The sequence below is a fragment of the Pontibacter rufus genome, from assembly GCF_015694705.1.
GTDB lineage: Bacteria > Bacteroidota > Bacteroidia > Cytophagales > Hymenobacteraceae > Pontibacter > Pontibacter rufus.
Genome location: NZ_JADQDR010000015.1, coordinates 21,855 through 42,634, shown reverse-complemented (window position 1 = coordinate 42,634; position 20,780 = coordinate 21,855). Strand labels below are relative to the sequence as shown.

Here is a 20,780-nt window from a genome sequence, read left to right as displayed (position 1 = left end):
GGAAAATCTTTAAAAGATTACTGTTTTGCAGGAGCCTGCTGTGGCGCTTCCTGGGCGGTGCCCACCTGTACTTTGGCGCCTTCGCGCAGCTTCTGGATGCCTTCCAGCACAATGTCCTGGCCCGGTTCCAGGCCCTCGCGCACTACTACGTTGCCGCTGAAGCGGGTGCCGAGCTGCACGTTCTGCTGATGCACCGAATCGCCCTGGATGACATACACAAAGTATTCGCCAAGCTGCTCTGTTACGGCTTTGTAAGGTATAACCAGCTGCTCCCCGATGTCCTGGTTCAAAACGCGCACATTTACCGTCATGCCCGGTATCAGCCGGCGGTCAGGGTTCGGGAACTCTACACGCACAGTTGTGGTGCCGGATTGCCGCCCGATGGCTCTGTCTACTGTGATGAGCTTGCCAACATGCGGGTATACTTCGCCGTTATTCAGCGCGATGGTAAAAAGCGAATCCGGTTGCGATTTGGGATTGCTTAAATAATTGGTGAAACGCCCTACTTCCTGCTCGTTTATCACAAAGTCCACTGCAATGGGCTGCATGGAAGAAATAGTGTTGAGCAGCGGCTGGCCCGGCGACACCTGCGCGCCGACTCTTACATTAGAGATACCGATTACGCCATCAAAAGGGGCATTGATAACGGCATAACCCAGTTCGTTGGCGGCGCTGCTTACCTGTGCCTGCGCTGCGGCAACCTGCGCTTTGGCCGTCTGCACGTTGGTGCGGGCATAATCTACCTGCTGCCTGGCAATGGCTTCTTTAGCTTCCAGGGTTTCGTAGCGCTCCAAGTCCTTCTGGAATTTCTCGAGGTTGGCCTGGGCGCTTTGCAGGTTGGCCTGGGCCTGCCGGTAAGCTGCTTCGTAGCGGGTGCGGTCTATCTCATACATCTTCTGGCCTTTGGTAACGCGCTGCCCGTCCTGCACATAAATGTCAGTGATATAGCCGGATACCTGTGGCCTCAACTCCACTTCCTGCAGCGGTACCACGGTGCCCGGATAAGTATCGGTGCCGGTTACGTCCTGTTTTTTTACCTCGTAAGCATTTACCGGAACAGCCATGGCAGCGGGGTTCTGCTGCTGCTGTGCATTTTCTTTCCCGCCGCAGGAGGCAAGTATAGCCGGGCTCATAATGGCGGCCAGCAGCCATGCGTAATGTAGCTTCATTGTTTCTTCTTTGCTGATTATTGGATATTTATCGTACCTAAAGCGCGTTGATAGTCCAGCTTGCTGGCCAGCACATCATAGAGCGCATTATAATAGTTAAGCTGTGCCGTGCGGAGGTCTGTTTCTGCCACTACCAGGTCTACATATGCTTTGATGCCCTCGTTGTACTGTAGCCTGATGATGTCGTATACTTCCTGGGCCAGTTGTGCATTGTCGCGCAGCGTTATCCATTCATAATAATTGCTTTTATAGTTGGCCAGCGCTGCCTGGTATTCGGTATTGATGGCTTTGCGCATATTTTCTGCTTCCACCTCCAGGCGCTTTTCCTGTAATTGGGCAATCTTAAGGTTCTGAATTCTTCTGGTGCCCTGAAAAATGGGGATGGATGCCTGCAGTCCAACGCCCGAAGTAGGATAAGCCTGGCTGTAGAGACCAGCGAACGTATCACTAAAAAATAGCCAGTTATAGTTGATGTAGGAAGATATGGTAGGCAGGAAGTTCCATTTGTAATAGGCAGTGTTGAGTTGCTGCAACTGCTGCTGCGTCTGCAACTGCTGCAGCTCAATTCTGTTACCAAAGTTAACTACTTCGGTTGTGTCCACCAGTACGGCCTGTTGCATCACATTATAGTTGTAGGCCACTTCCAGGTCTGCCTCTATCGGGTAGCCCATCAGTTGCTTCAGCAGGGCATACTTCGCTTTTATACTTGCCTGCGCCCTGTTGCGGTCGCTGCGGATATTGGCCAGCGTAATAGCGGCACGCTGGTAATCTGTTTTATCCACCAGGCCAACCTCAAACCGGCTGCGGGCATCGTTGTACTGCTTTTCCTGCCTGGCCAGGTTTTCATCCAGAATCCGGAGTTGTTCCTGCGTCAGCAGAACATCGTAAAAAGCCTTGCTGACATCTACCACCGTATTTATTTTATTCTGGCGGATGTCCAGATCCAGTTGCTGCCGGGTATAGCGTGCTGCCTTGGAGGCTAGCAGCAACTCGCTGCTGTATAGCGTCTGGGTAGCTTCCAGCAAAACATTAGAAGTATACTTCTGGCCTAACGTGCGAATCTCGCCTGCAAACGGCTGCTGCTGCAATTTAAAGAGGTGGGTGCCGCCATATTTTGCAGAAACCTGCGGGAGCCAGCCGGCAAGGTTTGCTTTGATTTCCCGCTCGCCAATGGCCTCATCTATCAGGGCCTGCTCCACGGCAGCCCTGTTTTTAAGGGCATAAGCCACGCACTGGTCCAGCGTAAGGGAGTCATTGGGGAGCGCGGCGTTCGTTTGCGCCATTAATAGGGAAGCAGGGTAGAGCAGGAGCCCCAGTAGCAGCGGCATAAAACATTTCGTTGCATTCATGTATTCTGTATGCGCTTTATAGTGATAAAAACATAAAACCAAGGCTGATGCCTGGTAAAGTGCAGGTACGGCAGCCTGCTGGTTGCAGGCTGTTCAGGTTAAATCCGGGCAAAGTTAGCCTGATTTTATATAGGATGCAGCACCTCGTCATGTTCTTTATAAATAAAGGTGTAAACATTGATGTGGTTTTCCTATCCGATCCGGAGCATCTGTATGCTCATAAATACCGGCAGCGGCTGCCGGATAAAATGACAACCCAGCGGCTTCAGCTGCCCGGTACAGCATGTCACCTGCTGCCTTAAATAGATAAACTGTTAAGTATAGCTAGTATAACTATAAAAGGTATCCTTCCGAACCTGAGGAAAGATAAGTGACCAAAGGTAAGTATAGCCTTGCCGCACGTAAGCTTTAGCGCAGGCTATACCTAGACTGATCTTTATGATTCGGGATAGCGGTTACCCATCTGGCGCTCCACCATCCAGCCGGGATAGGTTTTAGGTGGCGCACTTACCTCATTCAGTTTCTGCAGTTCTTCCGCGCTAAGTTGTATTTGGGTAGAATGTATATTAGAGGTGAGTTGATCTGCGCGCTTTGCCCCGATAATGGTGCTGGTCACTCCCTGCTGCTGACGTACCCAGGCCAGTGCAATTTCGGCGGCTGACACGTCGTGGACTTCGGCTACTGCTTGCAGTACATCAATAATGTCGTAGGCTTTTTCTTTGTCGATGATCGGAAAATCGAAGCTGTCACGGCGCGAACCGCCGCCGGTGTTCTGGTTGTCGCGCGTATACTTGCCCGATACAAAACCGCCGGCCAGCGGGCTCCAGGGCATAAAGGCCAGGTGCTGATCCTGGGCCAACGGTAGCAGGTCGTGCTCCGAGTCGCGGTTGGCGATGGAGTAGAAATACTGCATCCCGATAAACTCATGCCAGCCATGCTTTCGGGCTATATCCTGGGCTTTCATCACCATCCACGCAGGCCAGTTGCAGACGCCAATGTAGCGCACCCTGCCCGACACCACCAGATCGTGCAGCGTGTGCATGATCTGCTCTACCGAGGTGGCCGCATCCACGCCGTGCACATACAGCAGATCGATGTGGTCCATTTGCAGGCGCTGCAGGCTGTCCTCCACCGACTGAAACACGTGGTAGCGCGACAAGCCGACCTGGTTTACGCCTTCAGCCATGCGGCTGCGCACTTTGGTAGCGATAAAAAGCTCGTTGCGTGCATGGCCGTTCTGCCGTAGTCCTTTGCCCAGCAGCTCCTCCGACTGTCCGAAAGAATAAGCATTGGCGGTATCTATAAAATTAATGCCCGCATCTACGGCAGTCTTCAGAAGCTCGTTTACTTCTTCCTGTTGTTGCTGGCCTATGGCTTCCCAGTAGCCTTTGCCGCCAAACGTCATGGTGCCCAGGCAGAGCTCCGAAACCAGCACGCCTGTATCGCCCAGTAAGTTGTATTTCATAGGTATAATTTAAAGTGTTAAAGTCTCAGGTTTTCTTAACCGCACAGCGGCATAAAAGTTTTGTGGAGGAGAGATAACGGGTAGCATTCCGGGCACTTTGATACAAGCCGCCAGCCCCTGTCTCTGCTGCCTTCACAAAATAAAGTTAAGGTTTAGCAACATATTTTTTCATTTTTGTAAAATTGTCCTTATATTGTTGATGTTTACGACACAAGTGCCCGTAGTTTTTAATAATCACACCATAAAATGTCTGTTTATTTAAATATCAGCATTGCTATTTTCGCGCTGCTCATACTATATTGCAGGGCTTTTAAATCCATTTACTTCAGGTGTTAAGTACCCCCGTCCTAATCGAAAGTGATCATTTAGTAAACAGAGGCCTCAGCCTTTATTTTGAGGTAAATTATCCTTGTACCAGACCATGACAATAGAAAAAGATAACTCGCTTTATCTCCCGCAGGCGGAGCATGATGCATGCGGCATTGGCTTTTTGACCAACCTTGCCGGGAAAAAAACTTATGCTACCATCGCCGACGCGCTCGTAATGCTGGAGAACATGGAGCATAGAGGAGGCTGTGGCTGTGAGCCCGAAACCGGCGACGGCGCCGGCATCCTTTTTCAGCTGCCGCATGCGTTCCTGGCCGAAGAGTGCCGCCAGCTTGGCTTTGAACTTCCTTTGCCGGGGCATTATGGAGTCGGGATGGTGTTTTTTCCGGCACAACCGGAATTGCAGGAGCAATGCCGGCAGGTAGTGCGCGAAGCTGCTGCGAAGCTGGGCCTGCTTATACTTGGCTACCGGGAAGTGCCCGTTGATCGCACCGGAATAGGCGCAACAGCACTGGCCAATGAGCCCAGAATTGAGCAGCTCTTTGTAAGGCCCGCAGATGAAAGCATTCATTCTGATGCGCTGGAGCGAAAACTATACGTGTTCCGCAACTACAGCACCCACACGGTGGGCAGCATGATGGGGGGCAACGAAAGCGAATTCTATTTCGCCAGCCTTTCCGGCCGGGTGATCATATACAAAGGCCAGTTGCGCACTGATCAGGTAAAGACCTATTATAAGGATTTGCAGGACGAACGCCTTGAGTCAGCCATTGCCCTGGTGCATTCCCGGTTCTCCACCAACACCTTCCCGCGATGGAAGCTGGCACAGCCGTTCCGGTTTATTGCCCACAACGGGGAGATAAATACCATCAGGGGCAACGTGAACAAGATGAAGACGAAAGAAGTGCTGATGGAGTCCGACCTGTTCACCAAAGAAGAGCTCAACATGCTGCTGCCTATCTGCGATGCCAGCCACTCCGATTCGGCTAACTTCGACAACCTGGCAGAATTGCTGGTGCTGGCCGGCCGTTCGCTGCCGCATGCCCTGATGATGATGGTGCCCGAAGCCTGGGAACACAACGACCTGATGTCGCCGGTGAAGAAGGACTTTTATAAGTTTCATGCCTCGCTGATGGAACCCTGGGACGGCCCGGCGGCGATCTGCTTTACGGACGGCAAAATGGTAGGAGCCATGCTCGACCGTAACGGCCTGCGTCCCTGCCGTTACTGCATCACCTCTGATGGCACCGTTATCATGGCCTCGGAGGCCGGCGCACTGCCCGTAGACCCTGCTAAAGTGATAAAGAAGGGCCGCCTGCAGCCCGGCAAAATGTTTATAGTGGATTTGGAGCAGGGCAGGGTTATCGAAGACGAAGAAATTAAAGATAAAGTAGCCTGCCGCAGGCCATACATGGAATGGGTGCGCCACAATCGCCTGAAACTGCGCGAGATGCTGCCGCCCAGAGTACCCGCTTTTGAACTGCAGGAGGACACCCTGTTGCAGCGCCAGCAGGTATACGGCTATACTTCAGAAGATCTGAAAGTGGTGATTGCGCCTATGGCCGGGGGCGGCAAAGAGCCCATCGGCTCCATGGGCGCCGACACACCGCTGGCTATACTTTCCAACCAGAGCCAGCACCTGTCGCATTACTTTAAGCAGCTGTTTGCACAGGTAAGCAATCCTCCTATCGACCCTATCCGGGAGCGTATGGTGATGTCATTGTTTACGCGGGTAGGCTCAGGACAGAACATATTGTCTGAATCGCCAAGGCATTGCAGCCAGATACACATTTCGCAGCCCGTGCTCACGCATGAAAATATGATTACCCTGAAGCAGTTGGATCAGTACGGATACCTGCACAAGGAAATCGCAATCGTTTTTAATGCAGACGGGCAGCCATTCCGGCTGGCTGAAGCCATTGCGCGGGTTTGCCGCGAAGCCGAAGAAGCCATTGCCGCAGGATATAATGTGCTGGTGCTGTCTGACAGAGCTGTTGACGACGCGCATGCGCCTATCCCATCCCTGCTGGCTACGGGTGCCCTGCAGCATCACCTTATCCGCCACCGCATCCGGACCAAAGCCAGTATTATTGTGGAAGCCGGGGATGTGTGGGAAACGCACCACTTTGCCACACTGATTGGCTACGGCGCCAGCGCTGTGCATCCTTATCTGGCTTTTGAAACAATCCTGTCGCTGAACAAACAAGAGGAGCTCAGGAGCGGCTTAACAGATGAAGAGGCGCTGCAAAACTACGTGAAGGCAATCGGCAATGGCCTGTTAAAGATCCTGTCGAAAATGGGTATCTCCACGCTTCAGTCTTACCAGGGTTCCCAGATATTCGAGTGCCTGGGCCTGAGCCCGGAAGTAATAGATTCCTGCTTCGAAGGAACGGTTTCCCGTATCGGCGGCATTGGCTTTGACGGCATTGCGCAGGAGGTATTGGTACGGCACAGGTATGTTTATGCGCAGCATTTCACCCCGAGATTGCCGGTAGGCGGGTTTTACCAGTGGAAACGCGATGGCGAAGCCCACCTCATGAACCCCGAAACCATTCACCTGCTGCAATACTCTACCAAACGCGGCGATTACGGGCTGTACAAGAAATACGCCCGCCTTATAAACGAGCAGAACAGGCATGCGATAACACTGCGCAGCCTGCTGGATTTCCGTGAGCGCCAGCCGGTGCCATTAGAGGAGGTAGAGCCAGTGGAAAGTATACTCAAGCGCTTTGCCACCGGGGCCATGTCCTTCGGATCTATCTCTTATGAGGCGCACAGCACGCTGGCCATTGCCATGAACCGTATTGGAGCCAAGAGCAACAGCGGAGAAGGAGGGGAAGATGATGTTCGTTTCGAAATAAAACCAAACGGTGATTCTGAGCGCTCTTCTATCAAACAGGTGGCCTCGGGCCGTTTTGGAGTTACAAGTTATTACCTGGCCAATGCAGATGAACTGCAGATCAAAGTGGCGCAGGGTGCCAAGCCAGGCGAGGGCGGCCAGTTGCCCGGCCACAAGGTTGATGACTGGATTGCACGCGTACGCCACTCCACGCCGGGGGTAGGCCTTATTTCGCCGCCACCGCACCACGACATCTATTCTATAGAAGACCTGGCGCAGCTTATTTTTGACCTGAAAAATGCAAACCGTGCTGCCCGCATCAACGTGAAGCTTGTAGCGGAAGCAGGTGTGGGCACGGTAGCGGCGGGTGTGGCCAAAGCCAAAGCCGATGTCGTACTCATCTCCGGCCATGACGGCGGTACGGGCGCTTCGCCTATCAGTTCTATCCGCCACGCCGGTGTGCCCTGGGAATTAGGCCTGGCAGAAGCGCACCAGACGCTGGTGAAGAATAACCTCCGCAGCCGTGTTGTGCTGCAGACGGACGGCCAGATACGCACCGGCCGCGACCTGGCGATTGCCACCTTGCTGGGCGCCGAAGAATGGGGCGTAGCCACGGCTGCCCTGATTGTGGAAGGCTGTATCATGATGCGCAAGTGCCACATGAATACCTGCCCGGTAGGTGTTGCCACCCAGAATCCGGAGCTGCGGGCTTTGTTTACGGGCAAGCCTGAGGATGTAGTAAACCTGTTCCTGTTCCTGGCTGAGGATCTGCGCGAGCACATGGCTGCGCTGGGCTTCCGCTCTATTAATGAGATGGTGGGGCAGGCCGATGTACTGAAAGTGAGAGAAGATGCCGGCTCCTGGAAAATGAAAGATCTGGATCTGAGCCGCCTGGTGTATAAACAGCCTGCAGGCCCTGAAGTGGGGCTGTATAAGCAAATGGAGCAGGACCATAAACTCGAGGAGGTGCTGGACTGGCAATTGCTGCAGGCAGCCGGAGCAGCCCTTGACCACGGAACACCTGTTCAGGCATCCTTCAACTTAAAGAACATAGACAGATGCGTGGGCACGCTTCTCTCGAATGAGATCTCCAAGAAGTATAAAAAAGCTGGCCTGCCTGAAAAGACCATTCATTTCAGGTTCAGAGGTTCGGCCGGTCAGAGCTTCGGATGCTTCGGGGCGCCGGGGCTGCACCTGGACCTGGAAGGGGAAGCCAACGACTACTTCGGTAAAGGTTTGTCGGGCGCACACCTGGTGGTGCACCCCGACAGAACATCCGCTTACAAACCCGAAGAAAACATCATCATCGGCAATGTGGCGCTGTATGGCGCTACCTCCGGCGAAGTATACATCAATGGCATGGCCGGCGAACGCTTTGCCGTGCGTAACTCCGGCGCCAAAGCTGTGGTGGAAGGAGCAGGCGACCATGCCTGCGAATACATGACCGGTGGTGTGGTGGTTATCTTGGGAGCCCTGGGGCGCAACTTTGCTGCCGGCATGAGCGGCGGGCTGGCCTTTGTATATGATCCCGATCAGCAATTGCAGGAACACTGCAACAGGGAGATGGTTGACCTGGACCCTGTAGCTTTTGAAGACCACCGGATGCTGCGCCAGCTGCTGGAAAATCATGTAAAGTATACCGGTAGTGCTGTCGCCGCTGCTATCCTGGAACGCTGGGAGCAGGCTGTAAGGGCTTTTGTAAAAGTGATTCCGCAGGAGTATAAAGCCGTACTTGCCGAAAGAAATAATCCATTGAGAAAAGCTATTTGAATTTAGCCATGGGAAAAGAGAGAGGATTTATGGAACTGGGTAGAGCCTTACCGCCTGCCAGAGATCCGAAAGAGCGTATAAACGATTTTAAGGAAATATACCTGGAGCCCGGCTACGAACTGGCCAACGAGCAGGCTACACGCTGCATGGACTGCGGCGTTCCTTTTTGCCACAGCGGCTGCCCGTTGGGTAATAAAATTCCGGACTTTAATGATGCCGTTTATAAGGAGAATTGGGCACATGCTGTCGAGATACTGAGCAGCACCAACAATTTCCCGGAGTTTACGGGCCGTATCTGCCCGGCTCCCTGCGAATCGTCTTGCGTGCTGAGCATCAACAAGAATCCGGTAACGATAGAGTTCATCGAAAAATCTATTGCCGAAAAAGGCTTTGAACTGGGACTGATACAAGCGCAGCCACCTGTAACAAGAACAGGCAGGAAGGTAGCGGTGGTAGGCTCAGGACCTGCGGGACTAGCGGCTGCCGCGCAACTGAACACGGCAGGCCATTGGGTGACTGTTTTTGAGAAACAGGACGTCATCGGTGGTTTGCTGGCTTACGGCATACCTGACTTTAAGCTGGAAAAATGGGTGATTGAGCGAAGAGTACGGTTGTTGGAAGAGGAGGGTGTCGTCTTCAAAACCAATGTGCATGTAGGCGTAACCATGTCTGCCGACGAACTGAAAGCGGATTTTGATGCCATTGTGCTCTGCTGCGGGGCTGAGGTGCCCAAGGAACTGCCCATAGAAGGGCATGATCTGAAAGGCATACATTATGCCATGGATTATCTGGTGCAGCAGAACCGTCGTGTGCGCGGCGTGGAGGTGCAGGAGGAACCTATACTGGCTACAGGTAAGCACGTGATCGTAGTAGGCAGCGGCGATACAGGTTCCGACTGTGTGGGCACTGCCAACCGGCAGAAAGCTGCATCCGTTACCCAGATTGCCCGCATGTATGAGCCGCCACGGCAGCGCCACGACCATAACCCATGGCCGCAGGTACCCATGGTGATGCAGACTTCCAGTTCGCACGAAGAAGGCTGTAACCGCACCTGGGCCATGCTCACCAAAGCTTTTGTAGGCGATGCGCAGGGCCATGTAAAAGGCCTGATAGTGGCTGATCTGCAATGTGAAGAAAGCGTAGCAGGCAAAAGATACTTTGAGATTGAAGGAACAGAGCGCGAACTGCCCTGCGATATGGCGCTTGTTGCCATCGGTTTTGCCTATACGCAACCCAAAGGTTTGCTGGAGCAGTTGGGAATTACCCTGGACGAATACGGCAGTATACTTGCGGATACGCGCTTCCAGACCAATGTGGAAAAGGTATTTACCGCAGGCGACGCCCGCCGCGGGCAATCGCTGGTGGTATGGGCCATCTCAGAAGGCAGAGAAGCGGCCCGCGCCGTAGATGAGTTTCTGATGGGCACCTCAGCCCTGCCATCCAAAAACCTGTCGGTGCTGGATTTGATGGCTTGGTAGGGTGAAGTTGTTTTGAGTTAGTGGCAACAGTTAGTATATGCAAAGCCCGCAGTGGAGCAAGGGTTTTGTGTATACTAACCATTGGCGAGATTTATTTATTCTAAATTGAATTCGTCTTGGATTTCTAAACCATTGGGTTCTAATGTTTTGCCTATTGGCTTTCTATATCCAAAATGGATAAAAGCTTCAATTATTTTCTTGAAATCGAAGTAATTGAATTGAACCAGCTCATAACTTTTTCCTTCCCTTGTATAGATTACAACTGTTTTCCAAGTTCCTCTCCCGAACTGCTTGTTGGAGCGAAAGATGCTTGAAATGTCACTTTTAGTTAAAATATGTTTTCTAAACTTTGTCAAGTTCCGAATTTCAATATGTTCCTCTGTAATCTTTATCCATAAGGTCTCTGTCAAGACACCTTTTACCATTTGGTATCCCCCTAATGAGAATGCCCAAATCACAAATATCGTGTAAAAGACAAATACCGCATCCTCTGAAAAGTTGCCCCATTCCTTGTCTCTAATCAAGAAAATCATAAGTATTATCATTCCAATTGATACACCGAGAAAAGCTATTCTTAAAATAGGGATTAGCAAATTCAGTTTGAGAGTATACTTTTTCATTATATTAAATCACAGTCAACGGTTAGTATAAAAAACGTGCGAGGCCGTCGGCCGAGGCATGGTTTTTATACAGTGTTAGCCAATGCTTTTCTTTTAAATATTTTAAATGTCAATATAAAAGCTAAAATAGTAACAACAACACAAATTTGGGCTACTAAATACCCGAAGTCGGAGTGATTAAAGCTAAATATGTTTAACAGAAATAATAATATTATAACTTTCTCTATTATATTCAAATCTTTCCATTGCAGTATCCCACAACAGATAGTAGCAATCCAAAAACCCCAAGCTATCAATCCTGCTGAAGCAATCGGCCGGTTTAATTCATTGCCATAGTTGATTATAGTAAACAATAATCCTCCAAGTAAAGCTGAAATTAAAATTATGGTAACAAGAATATTGTTATTGGTTCTTTTTTCTATGATATATCCTGCTGGTAAGATTATTAAAGCTATTCTAAACCAACCAAATAATCCAACACTTTCAAGCGGGTAAGTAAAAAATCTATACCAATGCAAAGGTTGAGATAAATTGCTTGGGAATAGAATTAGATAAGCACCTATTTCCTTTTCAAAAATCATTTCTATTGTCCTGATAATAATTGTGCTTACCAGAAGAATAATTAAAAATTTTATTGTAAAAGTTGGTTTCTCTTTTATCAAAATCATTTTTTAAGTTTTGGCTAACTACTAGATAGCAGGACTTACTCCTGCTATCTGCACTATGTATAGAGGAGGTGAAGTCTATTTATACCATATCTGATGCTCCTTCATTTCCTGTTTTGCTGGACAAGGGTATACAGATTCTTTTACACAATATAGGAGAATTGCAGATAAGAAGTATACAGGTAAGTTTATCTTAAGCGCAAAAGGTCTTTCTTCTACATTTCCGGGGCTTCAGGCTGATTTGTGCAGCAGGGCCAACGAAAAAAGCTACGTCTTGCGCAGAAGTAGCCTTTCATAAACAGCAATACCTGTCACTTCCATTCAACCATTTTGAATCCCATCACTCATCCCTACAAAGAGCCGATATGTTCGTAGCTGGTATCGGTTTCCCAGTCGCGGAAGCGCTGGATTTCCTTTTGAAATGCGTTTACAAACCAGGCCATCAGGCTTAGATCGTCGAGCAGGCCCAGGCCGGGGATAAAATCGGGGATAACATCAAGGGGCGTTACCAGGTACAGGAGCACGGCCACACCCACCAGCAGCGATGAGTTCGACACCTGGCGGTAAGAGCCATTGATGTAAGCCCGCACCAGCCGGATAAACGTCTGCATGATTTCTTTCACCTGTTGAAAACCATCTTTTGAGCTGCCGGTGTCTACCAGCTTGCCGTAGGCGGTGGTAAGCAGTATGCCCAGCTTAACAGGTTTGGCCAGCAAGCCGCCGGCTCTGCCCAGAAATTTTTTGAACACAGGGGTTTGCGAAAGCACGAGCCCCTTCTTGATCCAGTCGTATAGCATAATGAATAGTGTCTTTTAGAGCTTCATACGGTGCAAAAGGCTAAAAGGCTTTGCGCTACAGCCATACACCGCGTTCCGAAGTATAATTTACAAAATATTTATGGTGATGCGCTTGATTCCTACGAAAATCCTTCTTTAAATTGGTGTACTTTATCTGATGATAGTACAAGCCTGTCATCACCTTTTATAACAGGCCTTTATGAAGCTGATTTGGAAAATGGTTTTGCCGCTTCCGGTGCTGGCAGCGGCCTTTTGCGGCATAGCTTACCGTTTGCCTACGCAGGTGCAGGCCGAGCACCGCGTCGTGCTGCGCGTCAGCCCCGAGCAGGTATACCCCTACCTGAATAACCCCATGGAATGGCCAAAGTGGAGTGCCCTAAGCAAGGCAGCAGACCCCAGTATCATATACCTGTACGGCGGGCCAATGACGGGTGTGGGCGCGCGTATGCAGTGGAGCGGCGACAAACTGGGAGATGGCAGCCTGCAACTGACAGCAAGCACCAGTCCCAATTCCATTGCTTATGTGCAACGCGAAACCAGCCTGCCGGATAGTGTTTTTGGTGAGTTTACTTTAACGCCGGCCACCGGAGGTACAGAAGTAACCTGGCGCCAGACATCTGCAATCGGTACCAACCCGCTTGATCGCTATGTGGGGCTGTACAGGCAGTATAAAAAGCAGCAGGAAGTAGAGCAGGGCCTTGAAGGCCTCAAAATGCTGGTGCTGCAAAACGCGAAGCGAAGCGCCTCGAAGGATTAAATGACATAAATATACATACTTAATGATTGTATGAAGTAAAAGGACATCAATACCAGGCAGAGCATCCCGCGCATCAGGAACATGAAACAAAAAGCTTGATTTTAGCTTATAACTGATTGTACGGGCGCTAATATTTGATGCTTAAGATACAGCATTTATTTTGTCGGATTACTTAGCCGGATAAGCAGGAATCTAGTTTGAAGTATCAAAGAAGTTTGGTCAGGAAACTGGCTATTTGCTTTGAATAATTTAGGACTGAAAGGCTATTGGTTGGATTCCATTATCCTGTTACTGATGTCAATATTGTACCAGGTATGGCGTGCGCCATGCGGTATTAAATTAAATCTATAGAAGATGCCTATCACCATCAACAGGCCCGGCCCGGACGAATATCCCGAAACCTACCAGCACTACATGGATCAGCTGCCGGAAGGCGACGTCATGTACCTGCTGGACAAGCATAGCACAGACCTCCGCCACATGTTCCGGCATATTTCAGACGAGCGTGCGGAGCAAAGCTATGCGGAAGGAAAATGGACGATAAAAGAGTTGCTGCAGCACCTGATAGACACGGAACGCATTTTTACTTATCGCGCCCTCTGCATTGGCCGCGGCGACAAGCAACTGCTGCCCGGTTACGATGAGAACCTGTATGCCTATAATTCGCTGGCAAACATCCGGCTGCTGGAAAGTATACTGGAGGAGTATGAACAGGTGCGCCGCTCCAGCCTGCTGCTGTTCCGCAGCTTTACCTCCGAAATGCTGGACCAGGTAGGTAATGCCAATGGAAAACCAGTCTCGGTACGGGCTATCATTCACATGGTGGCCGCCCACGAAATGCACCACATCAACATCCTGCAAACCCGCTATCTAAAGCGAAAAGACTGAGGAAATGGGTATAAAGGTATAGCTGACTTATCTTGTTCGTCCCCGATAAGTAAGTAGACGAAATCAGTTTAAGCTATACTTCTTCTGTCATCCTGAAAGGAGCTTGTGGTCTGATTATAAGCAATTCACAAGCTCCTTTCAGGATGACAAAAGAGAAAAAAAGTTACAACAGCTCATTTGCCAGGTTGGCCAGTTCGGAACGCTCACCTTTCAGCAGTGTAATATGGGCGTAAAGCGGGTGGTTTTTGGCCCGATCTATCAGGTATGAAAGGCCGTTGCTCTGCGAGTCGAGGTAGGGCGTGTCTATCTGGTAAATGTCACCGGTAAAGATGATTTTGGTATTTTCGCCGGCACGGGAGATGATGGTTTTCACCTCATGGGGCGTCAGGTTCTGGGCCTCATCCACAATAAAGATAATGTTGGACAAACTGCGCCCGCGGATATAGGCCAGGGGCGTAATCATCAGTTTCTCCAGGTCCAGCATGTCGCGGATCTTCTGAAACTCCTTGCTGGTTTCCGAAAATTGGTTTTGAATATACTTCAGGTTGTCCCACAGCGGTTCCATATAAGGGTTCAGCTTCGATTTGATGTCGCCGGGCAGGTAACCAATATCCTTGTTGCTGAGCGGCACCACGGGCCGCGCCAGGTAAATCTGCTTATACTCGCGGCGCTGCTCCAGCGCGCTGGCCAGTGCCAGTAGCGTTTTGCCGGTACCCGCCACGCCCTGCACTGTCACCAGCTTTATATCAGGGTTGGTGAGCGCATGTATGGCGAATGTCTGTTCGGCATTGCGCGGTTTAACCCCGAAAGCCGAGAGTTTGTCAACCCGCTCCAACTGCTTGCTGGCTGCATTATAAAAAGCTAGTATAGAGTTCTTAAAGCTCTTTAATATAAAGTAATGGTTGTCAGCTGGCGGTACTGCCATAACCTTTTCCGTTTCGCAATGCCCTTTTTCATACAGCTCATTTATGATGTTAGCGGGCACATCTTCCAGGGTGTCGTTGCCGGTATACAGCCCGGCTACGTCCTGTATTTTTCCGGTTTCATAATCTTCCGACACCAGGTTCAGGGCGCGTGCTTTCAGGCGCAGGTTAATGTCTTTGGTTACCAGCACCACCTTACTTTCGGGGCGTTCCCGCTGCATCTGCAGGGCTGAGTTCAGAATGCGGTGGTCGTTTTTATCGCCAAAGATTTCCACAGCATCCAGCGAAGAGGCATTGTTCATCAGCACCTTGAAATGGCCTTTGTTTTTACCGTTAAGCGGCAGCCATTCCTGCAGCTTATGTTCGGCAGAAAGCTTGTCGATAAAGCGGATAAACTCGCGGGCCTCAAAGTTTTTGATGTCATTGCCCTTTTTAAAGTTATCCAGCTCCTCCAGCACCGTAATCGGTATGGCTACGTCGTGCTCCTGAAAGTTCTGAATGGCGCTGTGGTCATACAGAATAACGGAAGTATCAAGCACAAATATCTTTTTGATATTATGGGCAGGTGCGGCGACGGCAGCCGTTTCCGGTGCTGCTGCTTTAGAAGCCTTTGCGGGGCTGGCTGATTTTGTTTTTTTTGTTTTATCGGGTGATACTTTGGGTGTTTCGCTGGGATTTGGCATACGCATTGGCTTAGGGTAAAACGGTGTGTCCGGGCGCTTAACGGGCAGCACGCAACGGTGTTGCCCAAAGCAATTTTTGTTATTTACGTGAGATTTTCTTTAGTGGCTGCCACTTGGGAAGCCCTTGTGTCAGGTATAAGTGTCGCGGAAAAACAAAAAATGAATAACGAAAATTATCTTCCTGAAAGCTAATAGGTTATATAGATAATAAGACAACTAATATTTTAGTTATAAGTATATATTTTATATCTTGTAACAGGCATTCTTTAAAAAGTAATTTTAAACAACGCAATTTTTAGGATGATGAAGCGATGCATATACTTCTTTTTGCTCATAAGTTTGCCTTTACCGGCGGTGGCGCAGCAAAAGCCAAAGGGCATCTGGCCCTTCAGGATAAACCGTTTCGATAAAGAGGGAAGGTTTCAGGGCCGCTGGAAAGTGCGGGTAGGCGATGAGAAAACACTCGTCCGGAACGGCCGCTTCCGGCATGGCCGGGAAGTAGGCACCTGGAAATACTATTATCCCAGCGGTAAACTGCTGATGGTGGAAAAGCACAAACGCAATCTGGATTATATACTGGTAAAGCGCTATCACGAGAACGGGAAGCTGGCCAAAGAAGGGCAGGCCCGGCTGGTTACGTCAGGCAATGTTGTCCGCTACTTCTGGTTTGGCGACTGGAAAGTATACGATGAGCATGGAAAATTCAGCCACCGGGAGTATTACGAAGATGGTAATGAGATTTCACTGAATTTATAGCTAACGGCATGCTGTCCTTCCGGGCGGCTTCTGAAATATTTACTTTTATCTATAACCTGCCCTGCTATACATGCAGTCAGGCAAAAGCCAGTTGTTGCGGATTCATTTCTTAGCTAAGCGTATAGTATTCCTCTTTTTCTTTGTCGTGCAGGCGCAGATAGCCGTGCAGCACGAGCTTAACCAGCGTGCGGTAGGCGCGGCGCTCCGAAAAGTTCGCCAGTTTCATGTACTGTTTCAGGGTGATGCGCGGCTGCTGCTTCAGGTAGTCCAGCACTGCATTCTCGTGCCGATCAAGGGGCAGATGCTCGAACGATGGCGCTGCTGCCTGCAGGGATTTATCGACCATTTTGCTGGTTTGCACGTTGGTGTCTTTTACGCGTACATAGCCGCGCCAGTCGTCGTCCTTGATTTTGGCAAAATGTGGTTTATGCCTGCTTTCGGGCACGTATACCACCAGCACAACATGGTCATCCGCTTCAACCTCCTCGTACTGCACCGCCACGGGCGGGTCGCAGTAAAAATCAGCTGCCATTTGCAAAGTATGTTTTTCTTCTTCAGGATCTATTCCGGAAATATACCCATTGTCTTTCACGCCTACCAGGATGCGGCCGCCACGGGTGTTGGCAAAGGAAACCAGGGTGCGCGCTATCTTCTGAGGCTGTGTTACCCGTTGCTTAAAATCAACCGTGTCGTTTTCGCCCTGCAGAATGAGGCGCTGCAGATCATCCATAGAAAAGTTCTGGCCCATAAGTATAAACTATAGTATAAAAAGGCGGCTGTTTCAGGCCTTCCCCATACTTATACTTAGGTGAACGGCACTTTTGTTTTAGGGAATGAAAGTATAAAAGTGCATCTCCGGCAGCAGGTATCCTGTACAGGCACCGCCTCAGCAAAAGAGCAGAAACAAAAAAGCGGACCCTGAGGGCCCGCTTTCCTGCTTTTATCTGGTATGCTATACTTAGAAAGGCAGATCGTTGTCGGCGTCGCTGCTGTAAAATGTCGGTGCATCGGCTTTGGCAGGGGCACCGGCCGGACCTCCGCTAAAGCCGCCATTGCCGGCTGCCGGCTCTATGCGCCATGCCTGCAGGTTGGTGAAGTACATGGTAGTGCCATTTTTGGTAAACGGCTTGCCCGACAGGTTGAAGTTCACTTTCACTTCGTCGCCATTTTTGTAGCTGTCCAGCAGGCTGCACTTGTCCTGCGTCAGCTGGAACTTAACATATTGGGTATACGAACCATCCGGAATTTCCAGCACAAACTCACGCTTTCTGAACTTGTCGCTTACCTGTTGTTCCTCAAATATTTCATACAGCTTTCCTTGGATATCAAATGCCATAATGCTTTAGCTTAATAAATAGAAGGTTTATTTTAAAACAAAGATAATCATTTTTCGCCTGAATCAGGTCCTGTCAGGGCAGGAATAAACAGAAAAATTACAGGAGAAGGAGAGTGGCGGAACTGCATTTACAGTGCCTGCGTAAAGCTTACCTGAACGATACCAGACACTTACCAGCTGATGAAAAATATAGCCATTGCCATACATGGCGGCGCCGGAACCATTACGAGGGCATCGCTTACACCCGGAAAGGAAAAAGCTTACAAAGATGCTTTAAAAGAGGCTGTAGAGGCCGGGCACCGGCTGCTGGCCAGCGGCGGAACCGCCCTGGACGCTGTGGAAATGGCGGTAGCCAGCATGGAAGACACGCCGCTGTTTAATGCCGGCAAGGGAGCGGTGTTTACAAATGAAGGCAGGCACGAGCTGGATGCCGCCATAATGTGGGGCAAAACTTTAAAGGCCGGCGCCGTGGCCGGTGTGCGAAGTATAAAAAACCCGGTGAAGCTGGCGCGCGCCGTAATGGAGCACTCGGAGTATGTGCTGCTGGGCAGCTACGGCGCAGAGGAGTTTGCCCGCACACAGAATCTGGACTTTGTACCGCAGGACTATTTTTATGATGCTTACCGTTACGAACAGTGGATGGATGCGCGCGACAGCGGCACTACTTCTTTAGATCATTCTGAGAAATCCGGAAAGAAAGAGAAGAAGTTTGGCACCGTAGGGGCAGTAGCCGTAGATGCTGAAGGCAATGTAGCTGCCGCCACGTCCACAGGCGGACTGACGAACAAGAAATATAACCGCATCGGCGACTCGCCCCTTATTGGGGCAGGCACCTATGCCAGCAACCAGACCTGCGCGGTTTCGTGCACGGGCAGCGGCGAGTTTTTTATACGCGCGGTGGCAGCTTATGATGTTAGCTGCCTGATAGAATACAAGGGTTATACGTTGCAGCAGGCCTGTGAGGAAGTAGTGATGAACAAACTGGTGAAGCTTGGCGGCGAAGGCGGCCTGATTGCCATTACCCCGGCCGGCGATATTGCCCTGCCTTTTAACTCAGAAGGTATGTACCGCGCCAGCAAAAAAAATGAGGACGAGACATTTACAGCTATTTATAAAGATTAACAGCGCAGCTGCCCGGATTTATTTTACTCAGCTACTTCCGGAAGCTGCGCATGTTTCAGCGCCGTGGCATCTTTAAAGAACCGGCGTGATTCCATATCAAAGATGTTGCCTTTGGCGAGCACATGCATTATCATGTTTTCGATAGCTATGGGGCGCCCTTTTTCAACTTCGGCTATGTTGGTGTAACCAATATTGTAGCCGTCGGCAATCACTACCAGGTTAGAGCCGATGGTTTCTATCATTTTACCGTTGGTAATCAGCACGCCCGTATCTTCGCCCAGCCCGATACCGATTGTTTTGTGGTGCGTAGCCACCGCTTCCAGCAGCCTGCCGAAACGGCCCCGCACCACAAAATGCGTATCTATCACTACACTGTCTAAGAAATCTAATCCGATGCCCATCTTTACGGCCCCTTTCAGAAGTGAGGCTTTGGCGCTGCCGCCCTTAATCATGGTTCTGGACATAGCCATGGCGCCGGCGCTTGTTCCGGCTATTACAAAATCCTCCTGCCAGTAGCGCTGCTTCAGCAACGCCAGTATTTCGGTGTTCAGGAACATGCGGGTAAGGCGGGACTGATCGCCGCCACTGAACATCACGCCGTCTGCCTGGCCGATGCGCTCCACATAATCCGGTTGCAAAGCATCCTCTTCTGTTTTGATGTGCATGAGGCGCACGTTGTTTACGCCCAGAATTCCGAAGGCACTCAGGTAGCGCTCGCCCACTTCTTCCGGAATCATGGAAGCTGTCGTAATTACTTCAATCTGCGGATCCCTGGCGGGAATTTCTTTTAAAAAGCGCTTCAGGATGCCTAATTCAAAGAAGTCGAGATAGTATTTTTTTCTGGAACTGGGATTTGGGTACGTTCCTTTGTCTTCGTTTCCGCCGATAGCAATAAGTTTTCCTCTGGGTACGTTCACGGGGTTCTGTAATTTTAAAGTGATGCGGCTGCAGTACAGCTCAATTGGGAGTCGTAAGAAAGCTTTAAATTTTATGGATGCGGCCTGCTCATTAAATTACCTGATTTAAGCGAAATCGTTTCAAAAATTATTTCTGCACATCTGTACGCTACGGCAAATGGCTCCTCAAGTATAGCTCAATTTATATGGAGTATATACTTAATATTATATGTTCAAGCCTGTAAAAGGCTGAAACAGGACTTCGGGCTCATAAAAGTAATATTTAGCTTAACCTCCTTGGCAAGGTGCCGTATAGTAAAACTCACAAGTATAATTGAATTTTTAACGCGCAACCTTTCCAAGCTATGAAACTTAATAATTTAAATGATCTTTTAATCCATGAGCTCAAGGATATCTACAGCGCCGAGCATCAGATAACCAAAGCGCTGCCTAAAATGATGAAAGCTGCCTCATCGGACAAGTTGCGTGCTGCTTTTCAGGAGCACCTGCAGGTAACCGAGCAGCAGATTAAGCGCCTGGACAAAGTTTTTGACATAATGGGTAAGAAAGCCGAGGCAGAACATTGCAAAGCCATGGAAGGCATTATTAAAGAAGCAGACTCTATGATGAGCGAGCGTGCCGATGCAAGTGTAATGGATGCTGCCCTCATCGCTTCTGCCCAGCGTGTGGAGCATTATGAGATTGCCGCCTATGGTACCGTTTGTACTTATGCCAAGCAACTGAACATGTCCGATGTGCTGGACCTGCTGGTAACAACCCTTGAAGAAGAAAAAGCAACAGACCAGAAACTTACCTCCATTGCCGAAGGCTCCATCAACCTGAAGGCAGAACATTAAGCAACGGCGCTTAAATCAATACGAAAAAAACTCTGTACTTTCGCCTGGCTCTCATCAGCAGGTTATGAAAGTGACAGAGTTTT

Annotated in this window: 17 protein-coding genes; 7 read left to right on the top strand and 10 right to left on the bottom strand. The window is 49.9% G+C overall.

The window, feature by feature from the left end:
• Positions 1-17: 17 nt before the first annotated feature.
• The 3 genes from I2I11_RS19900 to I2I11_RS19890 form a co-directional block, all read right to left on the bottom strand.
• Entirely contained in the window at positions 18-1,169 is a 1,152-nt protein-coding gene (locus I2I11_RS19900) for an efflux RND transporter periplasmic adaptor subunit (RefSeq protein WP_196269512.1), read from the bottom strand.
• Positions 1,170-1,186: 17 nt separating this feature from the next.
• The gene (locus I2I11_RS19895) at positions 1,187-2,518 is read right to left on the bottom strand and encodes a TolC family protein (protein WP_196269511.1); all 1,332 of its coding nucleotides are present in this window, start codon (positions 2,516-2,518) and stop codon (positions 1,187-1,189) included.
• A gap of 436 nt (positions 2,519-2,954) precedes the next feature.
• Positions 2,955-3,983: an aldo/keto reductase gene (locus I2I11_RS19890; RefSeq protein WP_196269510.1), complete on the bottom strand. Its 1,029-nt coding sequence runs from the start codon at positions 3,981-3,983 to the stop codon at positions 2,955-2,957.
• A 421-nt stretch (positions 3,984-4,404) separates the two neighbouring features.
• Here I2I11_RS19890 and gltB point away from each other — a divergent pair, with 421 nt between their 5' ends.
• Both gltB and I2I11_RS19880 read left to right on the top strand, forming a co-directional pair.
• Positions 4,405-8,919 carry a glutamate synthase large subunit gene (gene gltB, locus I2I11_RS19885; protein ID WP_196269509.1) on the top strand — a complete coding sequence of 1,505 codons (4,515 nt, stop codon included), beginning with the start codon at positions 4,405-4,407 and terminating at the stop codon, positions 8,917-8,919.
• 8 nt (positions 8,920-8,927) lie between these two features.
• Positions 8,928-10,397, top strand: coding sequence for a glutamate synthase subunit beta (locus I2I11_RS19880; RefSeq protein ID WP_196269508.1), 1,470 nt, complete (start codon positions 8,928-8,930; stop codon positions 10,395-10,397).
• 95 nt (positions 10,398-10,492) lie between these two features.
• On the opposite strand, the gene I2I11_RS19875 is transcribed toward I2I11_RS19880, so the two are convergent.
• The 3 genes from I2I11_RS19875 to I2I11_RS19865 form a co-directional block, all read right to left on the bottom strand.
• A complete protein-coding gene (locus tag I2I11_RS19875; RefSeq protein WP_196269507.1) occupies positions 10,493-11,017 on the bottom strand; it encodes a hypothetical protein in 525 nt (174 codons plus the stop codon).
• A 65-nt stretch (positions 11,018-11,082) separates the two neighbouring features.
• On the bottom strand, positions 11,083-11,685 hold the full coding sequence (locus I2I11_RS19870; RefSeq protein ID WP_196269506.1) for a hypothetical protein: 603 nt from the start codon (positions 11,683-11,685) through the stop codon (positions 11,083-11,085).
• 347 nt (positions 11,686-12,032) lie between these two features.
• Complete coding sequence (locus tag I2I11_RS19865) at positions 12,033-12,479, bottom strand: YkvA family protein (protein WP_196269505.1); 447 nt, start codon at positions 12,477-12,479, stop codon at positions 12,033-12,035.
• A 199-nt stretch (positions 12,480-12,678) separates the two neighbouring features.
• Between I2I11_RS19865 and I2I11_RS19860 the strand changes: the two genes are divergently transcribed.
• Both I2I11_RS19860 and I2I11_RS19855 read left to right on the top strand, forming a co-directional pair.
• Positions 12,679-13,236, top strand: a complete 558-nt coding sequence (locus tag I2I11_RS19860; protein ID WP_196269504.1) for an SRPBCC family protein — start codon at positions 12,679-12,681, stop codon at positions 13,234-13,236.
• Between the two features lie 354 nt (positions 13,237-13,590).
• A complete protein-coding gene (locus I2I11_RS19855) occupies positions 13,591-14,124 on the top strand; it encodes a DinB family protein (protein ID WP_230680478.1) in 534 nt (177 codons plus the stop codon).
• 163 nt (positions 14,125-14,287) lie between these two features.
• Here the strand turns inward: I2I11_RS19855 and I2I11_RS19850 are convergent, their stop codons facing one another.
• Complete coding sequence (locus tag I2I11_RS19850; protein WP_196269503.1) at positions 14,288-15,730, bottom strand: PhoH family protein; 1,443 nt, start codon at positions 15,728-15,730, stop codon at positions 14,288-14,290.
• A gap of 300 nt (positions 15,731-16,030) precedes the next feature.
• Here I2I11_RS19850 and I2I11_RS19845 point away from each other — a divergent pair, with 300 nt between their 5' ends.
• Positions 16,031-16,486, top strand: a complete 456-nt coding sequence (locus I2I11_RS19845) for a toxin-antitoxin system YwqK family antitoxin (RefSeq protein WP_196269502.1) — start codon at positions 16,031-16,033, stop codon at positions 16,484-16,486.
• Positions 16,487-16,595: 109 nt separating this feature from the next.
• On the opposite strand, the gene I2I11_RS19840 is transcribed toward I2I11_RS19845, so the two are convergent.
• Complete coding sequence (locus I2I11_RS19840; protein ID WP_230680475.1) at positions 16,596-17,234, bottom strand: AlbA family DNA-binding domain-containing protein; 639 nt, start codon at positions 17,232-17,234, stop codon at positions 16,596-16,598.
• A gap of 210 nt (positions 17,235-17,444) precedes the next feature.
• The gene (locus I2I11_RS19835; RefSeq protein ID WP_196269501.1) at positions 17,445-17,822 is read right to left on the bottom strand and encodes a DUF3127 domain-containing protein; all 378 of its coding nucleotides are present in this window, start codon (positions 17,820-17,822) and stop codon (positions 17,445-17,447) included.
• A 180-nt stretch (positions 17,823-18,002) separates the two neighbouring features.
• Between I2I11_RS19835 and I2I11_RS19830 the strand changes: the two genes are divergently transcribed.
• Complete coding sequence (locus I2I11_RS19830; protein ID WP_196269500.1) at positions 18,003-18,944, top strand: isoaspartyl peptidase/L-asparaginase family protein; 942 nt, start codon at positions 18,003-18,005, stop codon at positions 18,942-18,944.
• Positions 18,945-18,967: 23 nt separating this feature from the next.
• On the opposite strand, the gene I2I11_RS19825 is transcribed toward I2I11_RS19830, so the two are convergent.
• Positions 18,968-19,861 carry a cyanophycinase gene (locus tag I2I11_RS19825; RefSeq protein WP_196269499.1) on the bottom strand — a complete coding sequence of 298 codons (894 nt, stop codon included), beginning with the start codon at positions 19,859-19,861 and terminating at the stop codon, positions 18,968-18,970.
• A gap of 344 nt (positions 19,862-20,205) precedes the next feature.
• On the opposite strand from I2I11_RS19825, the gene I2I11_RS19820 reads away from it, so the two are divergent.
• On the top strand, positions 20,206-20,697 hold the full coding sequence (locus I2I11_RS19820) for a YciE/YciF ferroxidase family protein (RefSeq protein ID WP_196269498.1): 492 nt from the start codon (positions 20,206-20,208) through the stop codon (positions 20,695-20,697).
• Positions 20,698-20,780 lie beyond the last annotated feature (83 nt).